At 41.1% G+C, this 15,281-nt stretch carries 18 protein-coding genes; 9 read left to right on the forward strand and 9 right to left on the reverse strand.

Annotated features, from left to right (window positions below):
• The first annotated feature begins 26 nt into the window (after positions 1-26).
• The 4 genes from QYC40_RS04900 to QYC40_RS04915 are packed head-to-tail and all read left to right on the forward strand — an operon-like array spanning position 27 to position 5,331.
• Positions 27-1,535 (forward strand): TonB-dependent receptor, encoded by a 1,509-nt coding sequence (locus QYC40_RS04900; protein WP_301992725.1) that lies wholly within the window; start codon positions 27-29, stop codon positions 1,533-1,535.
• 18 nt (positions 1,536-1,553) lie between these two features.
• On the forward strand, positions 1,554-3,011 hold the full coding sequence (locus tag QYC40_RS04905) for a RagB/SusD family nutrient uptake outer membrane protein (protein WP_301992726.1): 1,458 nt from the start codon (positions 1,554-1,556) through the stop codon (positions 3,009-3,011).
• 11 nt (positions 3,012-3,022) lie between these two features.
• Positions 3,023-3,823, forward strand: a complete 801-nt coding sequence (locus QYC40_RS04910) for a DUF4843 domain-containing protein (RefSeq protein WP_301992727.1) — start codon at positions 3,023-3,025, stop codon at positions 3,821-3,823.
• A gap of 11 nt (positions 3,824-3,834) precedes the next feature.
• Positions 3,835-5,331: a PKD-like family lipoprotein gene (locus QYC40_RS04915; protein WP_301992728.1), complete on the forward strand. Its 1,497-nt coding sequence runs from the start codon at positions 3,835-3,837 to the stop codon at positions 5,329-5,331.
• Positions 5,332-5,415: 84 nt separating this feature from the next.
• Here QYC40_RS04915 and QYC40_RS04920 read toward each other — a convergent pair whose 3' ends face one another.
• The 9 genes from QYC40_RS04920 to QYC40_RS04960 form a co-directional block, all read right to left on the reverse strand.
• A complete protein-coding gene (locus QYC40_RS04920; RefSeq protein ID WP_301992729.1) occupies positions 5,416-6,246 on the reverse strand; it encodes a VOC family protein in 831 nt (276 codons plus the stop codon).
• 108 nt (positions 6,247-6,354) lie between these two features.
• A complete protein-coding gene (locus QYC40_RS04925) occupies positions 6,355-6,726 on the reverse strand; it encodes a glyoxalase (protein ID WP_301992731.1) in 372 nt (123 codons plus the stop codon).
• A gap of 77 nt (positions 6,727-6,803) precedes the next feature.
• Positions 6,804-7,250, reverse strand: coding sequence for a VOC family protein (locus QYC40_RS04930; RefSeq protein WP_301992732.1), 447 nt, complete (start codon positions 7,248-7,250; stop codon positions 6,804-6,806).
• A 50-nt stretch (positions 7,251-7,300) separates the two neighbouring features.
• Entirely contained in the window at positions 7,301-7,813 is a 513-nt protein-coding gene (locus QYC40_RS04935) for an SRPBCC domain-containing protein (RefSeq protein WP_301992734.1), read from the reverse strand.
• Between the two features lie 141 nt (positions 7,814-7,954).
• On the reverse strand, positions 7,955-8,365 hold the full coding sequence (locus QYC40_RS04940; protein WP_301992735.1) for a DUF6157 family protein: 411 nt from the start codon (positions 8,363-8,365) through the stop codon (positions 7,955-7,957).
• Positions 8,366-8,446: 81 nt separating this feature from the next.
• Entirely contained in the window at positions 8,447-8,875 is a 429-nt protein-coding gene (locus QYC40_RS04945; protein WP_301992737.1) for a DUF1801 domain-containing protein, read from the reverse strand.
• A gap of 1 nt (position 8,876) precedes the next feature.
• Positions 8,877-9,332: an SRPBCC domain-containing protein gene (locus QYC40_RS04950; RefSeq protein WP_301992738.1), complete on the reverse strand. Its 456-nt coding sequence runs from the start codon at positions 9,330-9,332 to the stop codon at positions 8,877-8,879.
• 3 nt (positions 9,333-9,335) lie between these two features.
• The gene (locus tag QYC40_RS04955) at positions 9,336-9,731 is read right to left on the reverse strand and encodes a VOC family protein (RefSeq protein WP_301992739.1); all 396 of its coding nucleotides are present in this window, start codon (positions 9,729-9,731) and stop codon (positions 9,336-9,338) included.
• A gap of 17 nt (positions 9,732-9,748) precedes the next feature.
• On the reverse strand, positions 9,749-10,162 hold the full coding sequence (locus QYC40_RS04960) for an SRPBCC family protein (RefSeq protein WP_301992740.1): 414 nt from the start codon (positions 10,160-10,162) through the stop codon (positions 9,749-9,751).
• A gap of 258 nt (positions 10,163-10,420) precedes the next feature.
• On the opposite strand from QYC40_RS04960, the gene QYC40_RS04965 reads away from it, so the two are divergent.
• The 5 genes from QYC40_RS04965 (at position 10,421) to QYC40_RS04985 (ending at position 15,125) form a co-directional block, all read left to right on the forward strand.
• Positions 10,421-10,876 carry an SRPBCC domain-containing protein gene (locus QYC40_RS04965; protein WP_301992741.1) on the forward strand — a complete coding sequence of 152 codons (456 nt, stop codon included), beginning with the start codon at positions 10,421-10,423 and terminating at the stop codon, positions 10,874-10,876.
• 11 nt (positions 10,877-10,887) lie between these two features.
• Positions 10,888-11,826 (forward strand): DUF1801 domain-containing protein, encoded by a 939-nt coding sequence (locus QYC40_RS04970; protein ID WP_301992742.1) that lies wholly within the window; start codon positions 10,888-10,890, stop codon positions 11,824-11,826.
• Positions 11,827-12,343: 517 nt separating this feature from the next.
• On the forward strand, positions 12,344-13,459 hold the full coding sequence (locus QYC40_RS04975; protein WP_301992743.1) for an aldo/keto reductase: 1,116 nt from the start codon (positions 12,344-12,346) through the stop codon (positions 13,457-13,459).
• 9 nt (positions 13,460-13,468) lie between these two features.
• Positions 13,469-14,326 (forward strand): NAD(P)-dependent oxidoreductase, encoded by an 858-nt coding sequence (locus QYC40_RS04980; RefSeq protein WP_301992744.1) that lies wholly within the window; start codon positions 13,469-13,471, stop codon positions 14,324-14,326.
• Between the two features lie 58 nt (positions 14,327-14,384).
• On the forward strand, positions 14,385-15,125 hold the full coding sequence (locus QYC40_RS04985; protein WP_301992747.1) for a dienelactone hydrolase family protein: 741 nt from the start codon (positions 14,385-14,387) through the stop codon (positions 15,123-15,125).
• The last annotated feature ends 156 nt before the right edge of the window (positions 15,126-15,281 follow it).

Genomic DNA, 15,281 nt, shown 5'->3' on the forward strand with positions numbered 1-15,281 from the left:
GCATCAATTATGCAGGTACCGCAATAATGACCTTCGCTAAGGTCTTTGCAAAAAAACATGCTTTATCGGCAAGCGGTGTATTCGAGTTAAATAGTTCAAAGAATTCTTCTAACAGCACCACGCTTGCGGGTTTTGCAGACGATAGGTTCGTGAGTCCTGCACTCGCATTGAACTATAAAGATGACACACGATATAGTTACACCAACGTTCCTGAGCGTCGTATTGGTTTTATGGGAACTGCAAATTATATATTCGACGAACGTTTTTATCTAGACCTTTCTCTCCGGACAGACGGGTCTTCGAAGTATGGAAGAAATAAGCGCTATGGCAATTTTTGGGCGTCGGGCGTAGGTTATAATCTTCATAAAGAAGATTTCCTCAGGGATAATAAGGTTATCAACCTGTTGCGTGTTTATTACAATATGGGTATTAGCGGCACAGATAATTTAGAAGCATCGCTGACCAATACGATTTATAGCGCAGGTTTCAACAGCCTCTATAATGAACAAATGGGTTTTTATTATGTATCCGAGGGTAACCCTAATTTAAGATGGCCTCAAATTAAGTCTTACAGCGCGGGTATCAATTCTGCGTTGCTCAACAACCGTTTAAATATTCGACTAGAAGCATATAAAAGATTGACGCATAATATGGCAACACCTATTAGCGTCGCTCCTTCTGTTGGAATAGCGAACTCGACTTACACAGAAAACTTGGGTAAGGTGGAGAATAAAGGCTTCGAGGCTCAGATTGATGTGAAGCCCTACGAATCGAGTGATAAGACATTCAACGTGATACTCCGTTTCCAAGGAGCCTATAATAAGAGTAAGCTATTAGAAATCTCCGAAGAATTGAAAGCTCTGAACGATATTTCCAATAAAAGCAATACAGGATATCAGGGTGTCAATGCGAAGGTAGTTCCGCAAAGTGTTTACTATGAGGAAGGCCAGTCGCTTCAAACCATAAAGGGCGTGCGTTCCTTGGGTATCGATCCGGCAACCGGACGTGAAGTATTTTTGACCTTAGATAACAAATTGACCTATGTTTGGAGCCCTAATGATATACAAATCATTGGAAACAAGGAACCGAAGCTATTCGGTAATATCTCTGGATTCATCAATTACAGAAACTTTAGTCTGGAGGCGTATTTCAATTATACCATTGGCGGTCAACTTTACAATCAGACGTTGGTGTCTAAGATAGAGAACGTGAAGGTCTGGGATAATGCCGATAAACGTGTTCTTTATGAACGATGGAAAGAACCCGGCGATCAAACACTCTATAAAGGAATCACCGACGTGAGTACCACTCAACTATCATCGAGATTCGTTCAAACAGAAAATTATATCCGATTAGGATCTGTCAACTTCAATTATACGATGGGACAGCAAGTTACCCAGAAATTAGGTTTACAGCGTGTTAGGTTCAATTTTTCTGCAAATGATGTATTTCGATTTAGCACTGTCAGGATGGAGCGCGGCTTAAGCTATCCTTTCTCGCGCAGTTACAACTTAGGTTTGCTCGTACAGTATTAACTTTTACCCTTTAAGAAAATGAAAAATATTAATATAAAACTCATTACTCTGCTGTTTTCTGTATTTGCGCTTGCATTTGGGTCATGTTCCAAGTGGTTGGATGTAACGCCGGAAGATAACGTTTATGCTGATGATGCCTTTAAAGATCTGAAGGGCTTCGAATCTGGGTTGGCCGGAGTCTACAACTCGATGACGACGAGTAATCTGTATGGAGCAGAATTGAAGTATAACTTTGCGGACGCCTTAGCGGGCTATTGGCAAATCAGCAATTCATCGAATAGTAACTATTACGTTTCGAATTATGATTTTGCTGAGCAGGGCGTTCAAAATCGCATCAACAATATTTGGGCGGAACTTTACAAGTCTATCCATCAGGTAAATATTATGTTCGATTACTTGGATAATCTAAAGGGAGGTAAAGAAAAGAATCTAGTTAGAGGCGAATTACTCGGACTACGTGCGTTTCTTCACTTAGAGGTTTTCAAATGGTTTGGGCCCGTGGTAAAAGTGGAAGGCATTAACTCGAAAGCGGTGCCTTACTATACAACATCGAGTAAGAAACCTCAACCATTTTTAATTACAGCAACGTTTTTCGAACAGGCTGAGAAGGATCTGCTCGAAGCAATAGACCTGTTAGCCGAGGATCCAATAAGTGAAATTGGTCGTGTGGGGAATGGTAATTCGAACAGCTCATCCTTAAACTATTCCTACTTATTAAACTACCGTGGTGCGCGTTCTAACATTTATGCGGTTCGTGCAATGCTCGCACGATTGTATGAGCTGAAAGGCGATAATTTAAAAGCAGGAGAGACCGCTAAATTACTGATTGATGAGCTGAAGGCAAACCCGAAGATTGATATCGCGCTGATGACGGAGAAGGATGTGAATAATACGGTGTCGGATAAAGACATCCGCTTTAGTAAAGAGAACTTGTTTGCAATTATCAAAAATGAGAGCCATACAAGCAATCTTCCATACTTCGGCACCGGCAGAACGCTGATTCCCGCATATGCAGGATTTCTCCAAAACTTATATACCAAGGGGTCGGGAGCATCTTCAGATTACCGCCTGATACAATGGAAAATCTCTGGCGCATTCAGTAAGTTTTTAAATCCGGATGCTATTTCCAACGCATCTGTCAGAAGAAATGAACTGAAGTTGATCAGTCTGCCTGAACTCTATTTCATGACTATAGAAGCTAATCTGGGAGTCAATCCTGCACTGAGCGTGCAGTTGTTAAACGAACTCCGTGCAAAGCGTGGCTTATCGGCAATTACTTATGATAATAGCGCTAAGCTATTGAATATTTATATCGATGAAGTGCGTAGAGAGTTTATCGGGGAAGGGTTCCTGTTCACTTTCTATAAACGCATGTTTCATTCGATCTATAAACCATCGGGTGAAGTTGCTCCATCGCTTAATATTTTCAAATTGCCTGTACCGTTAGATGAGGAAACTTTTAATAAAAGCAATTAAAAATGACTGTAATGAAAAATTTAAATAAACACATTAAGCTGGTCATATTCGTTGTTTTCCTGCTGTTGTTGCAGTCTTGCAAGGAAAACGCTGACTTCGTCAGATTCAATGCGGATGACGCCTACGTCTATTTCTCTCTGAAGAATACTAACCTCGGCTTCAAAGAAGAGCTTTATATGGATTCGCTCTCTTATTCATTTGCTCTGGAAAAGGAAGAGGAGCGCGACATTAAAACATTGACAATTCCCTTAAAGATTGCCGGAATCCCGGAAGATCGGGATAGAGAAGTTTCTTTCGATATTGTAAAATCCGAAAGTACGATTGACTTATCCAAAGTCAGCTTAGGGCGAGGGATTATACCTGCCAATAAGGTCGATGGAACATTGGAAATTACATTGACAAATTACCCCGCATTGCGCGAAGCCAATTCTGCACTGAAACTTCTCCTACATGAGAATCATGAATTTAAAATCGGCAATGAGTATAATAAATCCATGAAGATTATTGTTTCGGATCAGTTGACGGAGCCTAAATGGTGGAAAACATGGTCGAGATACTTCGGCCCCTACTATCAGGAGGTGTATCAAAAATGGATGGAACTCTATTATCTGGGCGCAGACCCTAGTCCGGAATTCTATAATCCTGTGCAATTCCCAGGGCCATATTATTATTGGGATAGGATGCCCGAGAATGCAAGTAGAGGCATGCATCCAGTGACATTCCTCTATATCAGCAGACTAAAAACCTATTTTCAGGAGCATATCATTTATCCAAATGCTGATCCCACCTTGCCAAGGATTCTTTTACCTTAATAACAAACACTATGAAATTCAGTAAAATATCAATCGTTATAACTTTATTTCTATTAATCTTTTCCGGCTGTAGTAAAGATTTAGGGAATTACGATTATCAATCGTTGAACAAGGTAGATTCGGTACTTTTAAGACCAGGAGTGCCTTTGGCGTCGAATGTATTTTCTGTCATTGTCGGAGAAACGCTAAAGATATCACCACTTGTATTCGGTTCTAAAGACAATAAAGACCAATATGACTTCCTTTGGGTAATTGGAAAGGATACAGTTGGTCAGGAGAAAGACCTGGACTTTAACACGGAAGGCGTAAAGCCAGGCACACTATTGTCCAATCTATTTATTACCGATAAAAATACCAACGCTACATATAACATTCATTTCACGGTCAATCTTTCAGCCAGCGTAACACGCGGATACTATTTGCTAGCCGAAGATGCGGATGAGAATGCTTATTTGTTTTTCAAAGGAAATGACCTGACGAGCCATTTCTTTCATATTAACAATTTTGATGGCTATGTCTTTGGGAAAAAGCCGCTAAATTTACAATTAGAACACTACGCAACCTCAGCCACAAATGGTATCTTCTCCAGTATCACCGTTGCCACCAGGGAAGGCGAATACCCTATCATCGTAGGCGATACGAAAAGCAGCCTGGCGACGCTATTATTTAGCCGCGATAATCCTTTGAGTGTCGATCCGCTTCCTTCAGGGTTTAACCCATCACGAGTGAAATTCGAGGGAACGGGTGGAACAGCAATCATAGATGGGAAAGTACGAGTCTTAAATAGGAATGTTATTGGAATGGATGTGTATGATGACCCCTTGGATTACGACTTCCGGGACGGCGACTACTATATCAATGAGATGAGCTTCAGTGGGTTGTTTCTGATGGGCTATGATTATAAAAATGAGCGATTGCGAGTGTTCGCAAGTCCTGCCGATGGAAACTCGAATTCTTATGAGACCGATTTGGGTTATTTGATACAGGGTAACTTCAAAGGCCATGAGGTTGTTGGTGGTGTGGAAGATTATGTCACTTGGGTAAATAATTTTGTGCTAACAAAAAACGGAGACGAACTGGCTATTCATCGATTTGACTACTCTGCAAACTCTACTAACGGGTATATGCCGGAGAGTTATTTGTTGGTAGGAAGAAAGCGTATTCCTGAAGCGCAAAATGCCGTTGGTTTTAGGTATAGGACAGGTTCCGGATTCTGGTATTTTGCCAAAGGCAGGAAGCTATATCGATTCTCAAATTCAGGACTCGATGTGCAAGAGGTGCTCTCGCTTCCAGACGATGGAACAGGTGATATCACGGCTTGGAATTTTGATTATAATATGGCCGGACAATTTAGCCATATTGTGATCGCAACATTCAATCCGAATGCTAGCAAACCTTATAAAGGATCCGTTTATACCTATGGAATTAATGGCGCTCGACCCCTCAATATCGAAAAAGAGGTGACCTATAAAGTCGTCGATCTTAAATGTGGCTATCTCCCATACTAGTTTGATAACTATAGAACCACTTACAGAAAATAAAAGCCCATCAAGTGCTTAGGCTTGATGGGCTTAATCATAAAAAGAATTTCTTTACCCCGCATGCAGCAAATCATCGATCACGATCTTCTTCATTTTCATCAATGCAGCACCTGCATTTGGATTAACCTCCAATAGTTTGCTAATATTTTCAGGTACAATTTGCCATGATACGCCAAAAGGATCCTTACACCATCCACATTGACTTTCCTTTCCGTCCTTTGTGAATGCATTCCAATAATAATCGATCTCTTCCTGATCTTTACAGGTAATACTGATCGAAACAGCTTCATTAAATGTGAAATCTTGCGGATAACCGCTATCCATCGCTGCAAGCGTCAACCCGTTGGCAATAAACTGAGCATGCATAATCTGCCCCTTCACATCGCCCTCGGGATAGGGGCGAGCGCCCTGTTGCTCAAAATTTTTGAAAACATGTTTGTAAAACGCCAGGGCATCGGCACATTTACCTTGCTGCTCTCCACAGAACATCAACGTTGGGATAACGGCCTGCCCATTTACATCTTCCAAATTTCCCAGGTACAACTGCCAGCCAATACCGTATTTATCGGTTATCCAACCATAATACGGGCTCCAAGGGTAAGAATCAAGTGCCATTAAAACAGTGCCACCCTTGCTAAGCTGTTCCCAAATCCTATCAATCGTTTCGCGATCCTCCAGAACCTGCATAAAGGAAATTGCATTATTGGGTTTAAAATGCGGTCCACCGTTAATTCCGATGAAGTCTACTCCCATAATAGATCCTTCTACCACAATAGGGCTGTTCTTGTAAACTGTACTGTTCGGAAAAACTTCCGAGTAAAACTCAAAAGCTTCCAACGCGTTATTGTCAAACCAAAGGGAGGGTATTAGCTGATTTTTCATGATCGCCTTTTTAATTTTTCTGTAAAATTGATTAAGTAATATGATTTCTTGGAGAATCAAAGTGTCGGCTGTTTTACTTCTATTTTTAATAGGTAGGGTTATAATCGCTTAAGCTTTTTGTCGCAATAGAATAATGTTTCCTGCAGGGTCTTTAATCCAATGCGCATTCGAAGGCAATTGCTCTAAGCTGTCATCCTGTTCGACATTATTGGCAGACAAATATTCCATCGCCGCCTGAATCGAATCGGTCTCCAACTCAAACCAAAGGTCTTTTTGTGAGAGATCCTCAATGCCATCGATCCAAAGCGTCATGTCATTAATGTTTACTTTGCAGGTTTTAGCAACTTGCGGATGGTTAAGTTCTACCTCTTCAGTCTCTAAAAGCAAGATGTCGCGGTAAAAATGTACCATTTCATGATACTTTGCTAAGGGCACCTTCATAGCCATATTCTTCCCAGGTTGAAATTGTGGCTGCTGCATGATCTGTTAGATTTAATAAAGATTAAAAATGCGATATCAAATTGTACGATATCGCATTTCTTATCATTCCATAGAAATTAACCCATTTTCTTATTTCCTTCAAAATGGATCATCCAGCAAATACCGAACTTATCCTGGAAGGAAGAAAAAAGCTCCGCGAAAAATGTTTCGCCCAATTCCATCTCTAATACTTTAGCATCTTGCGCAAGCCCCGCATGAAGCTTTCTTGCTTCATCAGCATCTTTCGCATCAAGCATGATATATGTCGCATTTCCATTGCTAAGTTTCATTCCGAAACCTTCGACAACATCAGCTCCCATCAACATCGTTGCATCGTTCAACGCTATTGAAGTATGCATTACTTTTCCTTTTGCGCTCTCCGGAAGCTCTGGCGAACCAGGTTCCGAAGGCATATCGTCATAAAAATATGTTCCTGTCACTGGAGAATTGAATACCTGTGAATAGAAATCAAATGCTTCTTTACAAGTGCCATCAAAATTTAAATAAGCATGAATCTTTGCCATAATTTTTCGTGTTAAGTGTTTTTAATATGTTTTAATTGATGTTTTTCTTTTTAAGTTGAGGTATCGGGATTTTCATCCAACCAGTCTATTAAATTCTGTTGTCCCATTTCATACCCTTCTTTAAAGCCCATGTCTAAGATAGCGCGTAAATCTTCCGGGCTTTTAAACGTAATTACATTGCTAACCTCGGTTTGATCTCCCAATGAAGTAAACTTCGTTTCCCAGATTGAAGTAGGGTGTTCATTGCTGATATTACCATTCTCATCCGAAAACGCATCTAATACCTTGTAGCTAATCTGAGGGTTTATCTGTTGATATTCGGCAACAGACCACATTTTTTCACCTTCAGGACCCACCATAGCATATAGCCATTTGCCACCTTTTTTAAACTCTTGCGACTTAGTTTCCGATTTCCAGGGCTTGGGTGCCCACCATTGATCAAGTATGTTTGCATCAGTAAATGCACGCCAAACAGTCTCTAATTTTGCCGGGTATACTCGTTTAATTAGCAAGCTGTTATTTGCTTCGTCAATATGGAATTGATAATCTTTTGAATTTTCCATAGCATATTAGTTTATGTGATTGTGAATGCTTTTTTGTCAGACTTTCTGACGCTCTCTAAGCATTCATTATCGAGTTAGAATCAATTAACAATACTAAGTTAGCGAGGAAATAATCAAACCAACTTGGCTTATGACAAGTTTTTACTTTTTCGTACTTCGCATGGCTGGAATTTTCTTAATTGACTCATCATCAAGTAGTTTTTGATATTCATCACTTGCGGAATCAATAAGTTTCATTTTTCCTTCTTCATTAAAATAGATGCCCCAACCATAGGTTTTTGTCAGTGGGCTTGTGCGCAAGCATGCCTGACCTTTGGAGAAAAATACCTCTCTTTCTTTCTCATGTTCCGATGCCACGATATCCTTCCGAATCGCATGCGTATTAAAGATGACCTCGTCGGAATCCAATTCTAAAGGATTTTCATTGATCATCTGGAAATGATAATTCGCTACCGTAAGCTTCTCCGGATTCTCTTTTGGAATGGTTCCCTGATCAACTTTACAATCCTCTGCTACGGTAATTAAGCTGTTATAGTAGTTCGTGCTATGCATAATAATTCGGCTAAAGTTTAGTGTTCATATTCAAATTTAGAAGTGGCTAATGACAGCTGTATGTCAACAGGAAGATCAATATTAATTTTTTATGCGTTGATATTTTTGACTGGTAAACTGAATGGAATCTTTCATCATATCCTCAAGTACATACAAATCGATATCGCTCAACTTCTTGACATAAATGCAGGCCTTGCCCATCTTATATTTCCCCAAGGATGTTAAGAGCTCGTCCTGATGCTTTCCACCCGTATAGACGTATAAAGATATAGCCGCTTTTCTTGGCGAAAAGCCCAATAGCGGTGCGTCTCCCTCATGTCCGGAATCATATTGATAATGATATTGCCCAAAGCCAACGATCGAAGGGCCAAACATCTTAGCTCGCTCGCCCGTAGCTTTTTCCATCAGCGAAATCAGCGTATAGCTGTCGTCTCTTTTCTGTTCATTGTCGACACTTTCGATGAACGACACGACATCTTCATCGGTAAAACTTGTCTTAACTTTTGCCATGCTAACTTCGTTCGCAAATGTCTTTTAATATTTTCAGTGCCTTAGGCCACATCGCGGCAAACATTTCCTTATGTTCATCGCTATCAACTTCCAGGGAACATAGAAGCTCGGTTTGCTCGCCTACCGCTTTGAAGCGATAGATTTCCAGCGAGTTCTTCCAGGGCTCAACATGCTCGCCCTCATAAAGCTCTCCTTTATCCGATAGAATACCGACATGCCGAATGATTACGATTTCTCCCGGAATATTAGTTTCCACACGAGCAATCATGCCCATGTCTTTTTGATCTTCTTCCGTCGACACAAAAAATATTTTAGATCCTGAGCTCCAATCACCTTGGAAGGTCGATGTTGGCGAGAAAGGTTTGGTCCATTCCTCATAGCTCTTTTTGGAAAGCATCAGATTGTGCACCTTGCTTGGCGATGCATCAATCACTTCTTTAAAATATAATGTTTTCATAGTTTATTGCATTCTGCCGATGCCAAATACAGCACCCGCGGGGTCTTCAACGATAATAAAATTGTACTTACCATCCTTTCCTTTGTTCGAGTGGATTAATTTTCCCCCTAATGCCAACACCTTGTCTAATCTCTCGTCGACATCTGGGGCAAAGATGTACATAATCCATTGCGAAGGGATATCCCTATTTACGCCACGTTTATAACAAATACCGCCTGCTACCTCATTATCCTCTCGCAGCATCGCATAATCATGATATTCGCCATCCGCATCTTGCATTTTTATGGGATGTTCCTTCCATCCGGCAACTTCTTTATAAAACTCTTTCAGGCTATCCGCCTGTTCCGACGTATAGTCTGCCCAAACAATTTGTCCAACTTTGTACGCTCTGTCTTTCATCGAAGGTATCTGTTAAATTACTTTTCTACGTGATTTTTAAAACTGTCTAGGATAGCTTGCCAGCCCTCTCTTTGCATTTCCTCAGGGTTCATCTGTTCAGCATCGAAATCTACACTGATCAGGGTATTGTTGCCCTGCTCTGTAAACTTAAGATCTGCGGTTCGTTCATCCGCCATCACGTAAGAAATGGAGTTCAGCGGCGTCACTTCGGTATAAGTCCCTTCAAAATCAAATTCAAAGCTGCCATCCTTCGCTGCCATTTTGTTCTTGAATTTACCTCCGACTCTTAAATCGTTTTCCGAAGAAGGACAGTGCCAATCCGGGGATGCTTGATTCCACTGTTTAATATCTTCAGGATTATTATATGCCTCCCAAACTTGTTGAATAGGGGCGTTGACCAAGGTTTCGATATGAATCTTTTTGCTGCTCATAATTTTTGATTTTGTTTATACGAAGTTATCGCTCTTTGTACGATATCCGCTTGCCCTATGACAAGAATATCATTTGACGGCATCGAGCTTTTTACCTTTTTAGTTAGTGCTGCTTTTGTTCTCGCTAAATTGCAAAATAATAAGTCAGCATGTATTAACTAAACGAATATTTTTCGATAATGATTTTGTTAATCATAAATTATTTCTTCATTTGTGTAGGATTACGCGTGTAATCAAAAAGCCTAATAAGATTACTTTATGGAAAATATTCTCACAGCAAAAGCATCTATACAAATTCAAAAGCCTGTACACGAAGTCTTCGAAGCTATTGTTCAGCCGGAGGGGATGAGTAAATATTTTATTGAAAGCTCTACCGGACCACTGGAGAACGGAAAGACCGTGACCTGGAAATTCCCCGAATTTGAAGATACCTTTCCGGTAACTGCGAAACATATAGAAAAAGATCGATATATATCTTTTGATTGGAGTGGGGGTGCTGAAGGGATGCTGGTGGAGATACATCTTCAATCGCTTCCAGATGGGTCGACCGTCGTTCGTGTGGTAGAGGGCTCGATGAATAACGATGAAGAAGGAGTTAAGCAAGCGATTGGACAGTCGGAAGGTTGGGCAAATTTCCTGGCTTGTTTAAAAGCGAGTTTAGAATACGGCATCAACCTGCGCAAAGGGGCGTTCGACTTTATGCGTCCTCAATAATTCGATAGCTTATGAGCAAGTCATTTTCAACTATAAACGAATATATTCAAACCGTAGATCCTGTTAGACAGGCATTACTACAGGAATTGCGACAGCTTATTTTGAAGCATGCACCTGAAGGAACTAGTGAAACGATAAACTACGGGATGCCAACCTTTCGTTATCATGGCAATTTAATCCATTTTGCATTGTTCAAAAACCATTTAGGGCTTTATCCAGGCTCGGATGCAATCGAAGAGTTTGCCCCCTTGCTATCAGCTTATAAGACTTCCAAAGGTGCCATACAATTGCCATTAGATAAACCATTGCCAGATGAGCTAATCAAAGCATTGCTAGATTTTAACGCCGAAAAACTAAAAGATAAAACGGCACCGAACTGGCATAAGAACTATGCGCGTTGGGAAGAATGCGTAGAATTGATGCATCAGTTGATCGTTAAGACTGCTGAACCTTTGCAGAAAGAATTCAAATGGGGAACTGATATCTATACATTCCAAAAGAAAAATGTGATCGGATGGGGCGGTTTCAAAGATTTCTTCTCCCTATGGTTTTATAACGGAGTTTTCTTAGCGGATCAAGAGAAAGTTCTGATTAGTGCTTCAGAAGGAAAAACGAAAGCCCTTCGGCAGTGGCGCTTTACCGATGTGAAGGATATGGACGAGAAAAAAATCCTCGCTTATATCAACGAATCTATTCAAACGATCAAAGACGGAAAAGAGATCAAGATAGAGAAAAGTGCGCCAAAAGCCATTGAAGGTTTATTAAAAGATGCATTGGAAAATGATGCTAATGTTGATCTGGCCTTCAAAAAGCTTACTCCCGGCAAACAAAAAGAATACATCGAGTATATCGAAGAAGCTAAGCAAGAGAAGACCAAACTGGCTCGTATAGAAAAAATAAAACCCCTCATACTGGGCGGAAAAGGTCTGCACGACAAGTACAAAAAATAGAGAAATTGCTTAAGCTTGTTTCTCAAGAATGGAATGACTTGTCTTTGAACTAGGAAAGGAAGGGGGCAAGGATAGACCTTCTTTTACTTAAAGTCCTTTCAAAACCCTTTCACTCCCCTTTAACAACCGTATCATAGCCGCTGTCAATGGGCTATTAAATGGTTATGAAAGGGCTATGATTGGTATATTAGTAGAAGATGCTAAATACAACTCGTTATAGAGATTTGATATAAGATTAGAGGCATCAGATGTTGACCGTCGTTTTTGAATCAGGAAAAAAAAGATTTAAGGAAAAACAGAATCGGGATCTAATCTATTTTCTAATGTTTAAAATCTATAGCCCGCCCTAGGCCTTTATACTAAGTACTAACTACTAGATACTGGTTTTGAACCAAGAAAAAAAGGATTTAAAGGTAAACAGGATTGGGGTCTATTATCGATTTTCTAATGTCTAACATCTAAAAACCCAACAAAAAGTGCGACAAACTGTTGTCTATATAGAACAGTTTAAGGTTTTATGCAAAGAAGAACATTTATTCAACAGGGTAGTTTGTTGGCCATGTCGTTAGCAACCTTGGGGAAATCGAGCGCTTTTGCGGAGATCTATGCACAAAATCAACATAATCAAAAGCAAAATTTCATGGGAAAATTCGGACCGAAAGATAAAATAGGAATGGGCGGTGTTGCAATTGGCAACGGATTTCAGGAAAATCCGGATATCGAATGTTTGGAAAGTATGGAAGCAGCATGGGATGCTGGTGTCCGTTATTTTGATACCTCGCCGTGGTATGGTTTGGGGATTAGTGAGCGAAGGATGGGCATGTTCTTGAAGGATAAGCCTAAGGAAGATTATATCATCTCTACAAAAGTTGGGCGGATATTGAAGCCACACGACAATTTTAAGCAGAAAGGTTTGATGTGGAATGGGCGAATGAATTTTGATTATACCTACGATTACTCGGCTGAAGGGACCCGTAAAAGTGTGGAGGATAGCTTGCAAAGGTTGGGTCTCCCGGCAATCGATATCGTGTTTATACATGACCTCTCACCCGACAATGGCGATATGGGCAATGATTGGGTAAAATATTATGATATTGCAAAGTCAGGAGCGATGAAAGAATTGACGAAAATGCGTGAGGAAGGCATCATAAAAGCCTGGGGGTTTGGTGTCAATACAATCGACCCTATACTTCGGGCAATTGAAGATTCGGACCCGGATATCTTTCTTTCGGCCTGCCAATATTCGTTGATTCATCATATCGACGATCTGGATAAGGTATTCCCGAAAGTTGCTGAACGTGATATGTCGATCGTGGTTGGAGCGCCTTTATGTGCTGGTTTTTTAGCTGGGAAGAATAGATACCTGTATGGTAAGGAGATTCCCGAATTTGCTGCGAAGAAATTAGTGCAATTGAAAGCGGTCGCCCAACGCCATGACGTTGATCTGCTGGCGGCATCGCTACAATTCTGCGCAGCTCCCGATGTGGTTTCTGCCGTCATCCCAGGAGCCCACAGCGTAGCTCAAGTTAAGGAAAATGTAGCTGCTTTTAAGAAAGAGATCCCCTCAGCATTTTGGGAGGACTTGAAAAAAGAAAAGCTCATCGCTACGCATGCTCCGGTTCCAAATGCGTAACTTAGGCTTATGAACCATAAAGAACGAATAGGATTTATCGGATTGGGAAACATGGGGCATCCCATGGCTAAGAATCTCGAAAATGCGGGTTTCCCATTGTCCGTTTACAACAGAAGTCCGGAAAAGGCTGCCGATTTTGCTGCCAAATCACAGATATGTACAGATATTCCCACGCTCGTTTCGGAAAGCGATATCGTTTTCACGATGCTGAGTAACGACGATGCCGTGCATGCTGTTTATGAAACGATATTGCAACTACCTATCGAGGGAAAGCTGTTTGTAGATATGAGTACCATTTCTCAGGACTGCTCGACAGAGATTGCCAAGCTATTGGCAAGCAATGGAGCAGGTTTTGTCGATGCGCCCGTTGCCGGCAGTACACAGCCTGCGAAAGACGGGACATTGATTTTTATGGTAGGCAGTGCGAACGGATATTTATTGAAAGTGAAGCCCTACCTGGACGTTATGGGCAAGGAGACGCTGCACCTAGGCGATAATGGGAAGGGTATTGCAGCGAAGCTTTGCATTAATTATTACCTGTCGATCCTGTATCAGGGTATGGCAGAAACAGTACTTTTCGCCGAGAAGATGGGTATCGCTGCTGAGGACATGATGCGAATAATCAATGAGAGTGCAAGCGGCAGTGGTGCCAGCCGAGTAAAGACAGCATCACTGATAAACAATGAATTTCCCCCGGCTTTTGCTTTAGACTTTATGTTGAAGGACGTTAAATTGGCGGCGAATGCTGGAGCAGATTTTCCAATGACCGATACGCTGCTGAAAACCTATCAGGGCGCGCATGATAAAGGTCTTGGCGAAAAGGACGTCATGGCGGTAATTGAGTATCTCCGGAAACAAAGTTATTAAGATAAGGATATCCGCTTGTTGAGGGGGGAATTGAGTTAGTCACGCTAAAAACAGATATATGAAATATGCAACAATCGTATGCTTATTCGGGATGCTTTGCAGCATGAACGGAAATGCGCAGGAACTGAAGTCGATAGATTATCAGGATGCTGATCAAAAGCTGAAAGGGATGATTACTTCCAATGCCGGCAGTGCTAAACCTGGCGTGGTGATTCTGCCCGCCTGGAAGGGGATAGATCAGGAAGCAAAAACAGCAGCGCTCGAATTGGAGAAGCAGGGCTATATTGCATTTATCGCCGATATCTATGGCGTTGGCAATACACCCGCTGATAACCAGGCTGCATCGGGTTTATCTTCCAAATATAAAAACGATTATAAGCTCTATCAACGACGGATTCAAGCCGCATTAAATGAGATTAAGAAACATGGTGCCGGAAAAGTTGCTGTAATCGGATATTGTTTTGGCGGTACGGGTGCCTTAGAGACTGCTCGCGGAGGACTACCGGTAGAGGGGGTTGTCTGCATCCACGGCGGACTAGCGAAAGCTGCAGATCGTCCGAATGCTGCAATTCGTGCGAAAGTATTAGTGGAACATCCTGCGGATGATGCTAGCGTTAAAAAAGAGGATATGGAGCAGCTAATCAACGAAATGAATGAGGGAAAAGCCGATTGGCAGATTATTACATACGCCAATTCTAAGCATACTTTCACTAATCCCGAATCACCGGATTATAATGAAGTTATGGCCAAACGAGCTTGGAACCATACCTTGTTGTTCTTGCAAGAGTTGTTGAAGTAATCATTTCAATAAATTTTCCTTCCTTTTGGTTTAATCTGTTTTTTCATTAGGATATACCAAAGGGAAGTAGCTACCCAGCTATAAAATAACAGCCATTCGCATGATAAGTCAAGATTACACTTCCTTGATATGACAATGCAGAAGATGAAGAATAAC

This window comes from Sphingobacterium sp. BN32 (assembly GCF_030503615.1).
In the GTDB taxonomy this organism is placed as follows: domain Bacteria; phylum Bacteroidota; class Bacteroidia; order Sphingobacteriales; family Sphingobacteriaceae; genus Sphingobacterium.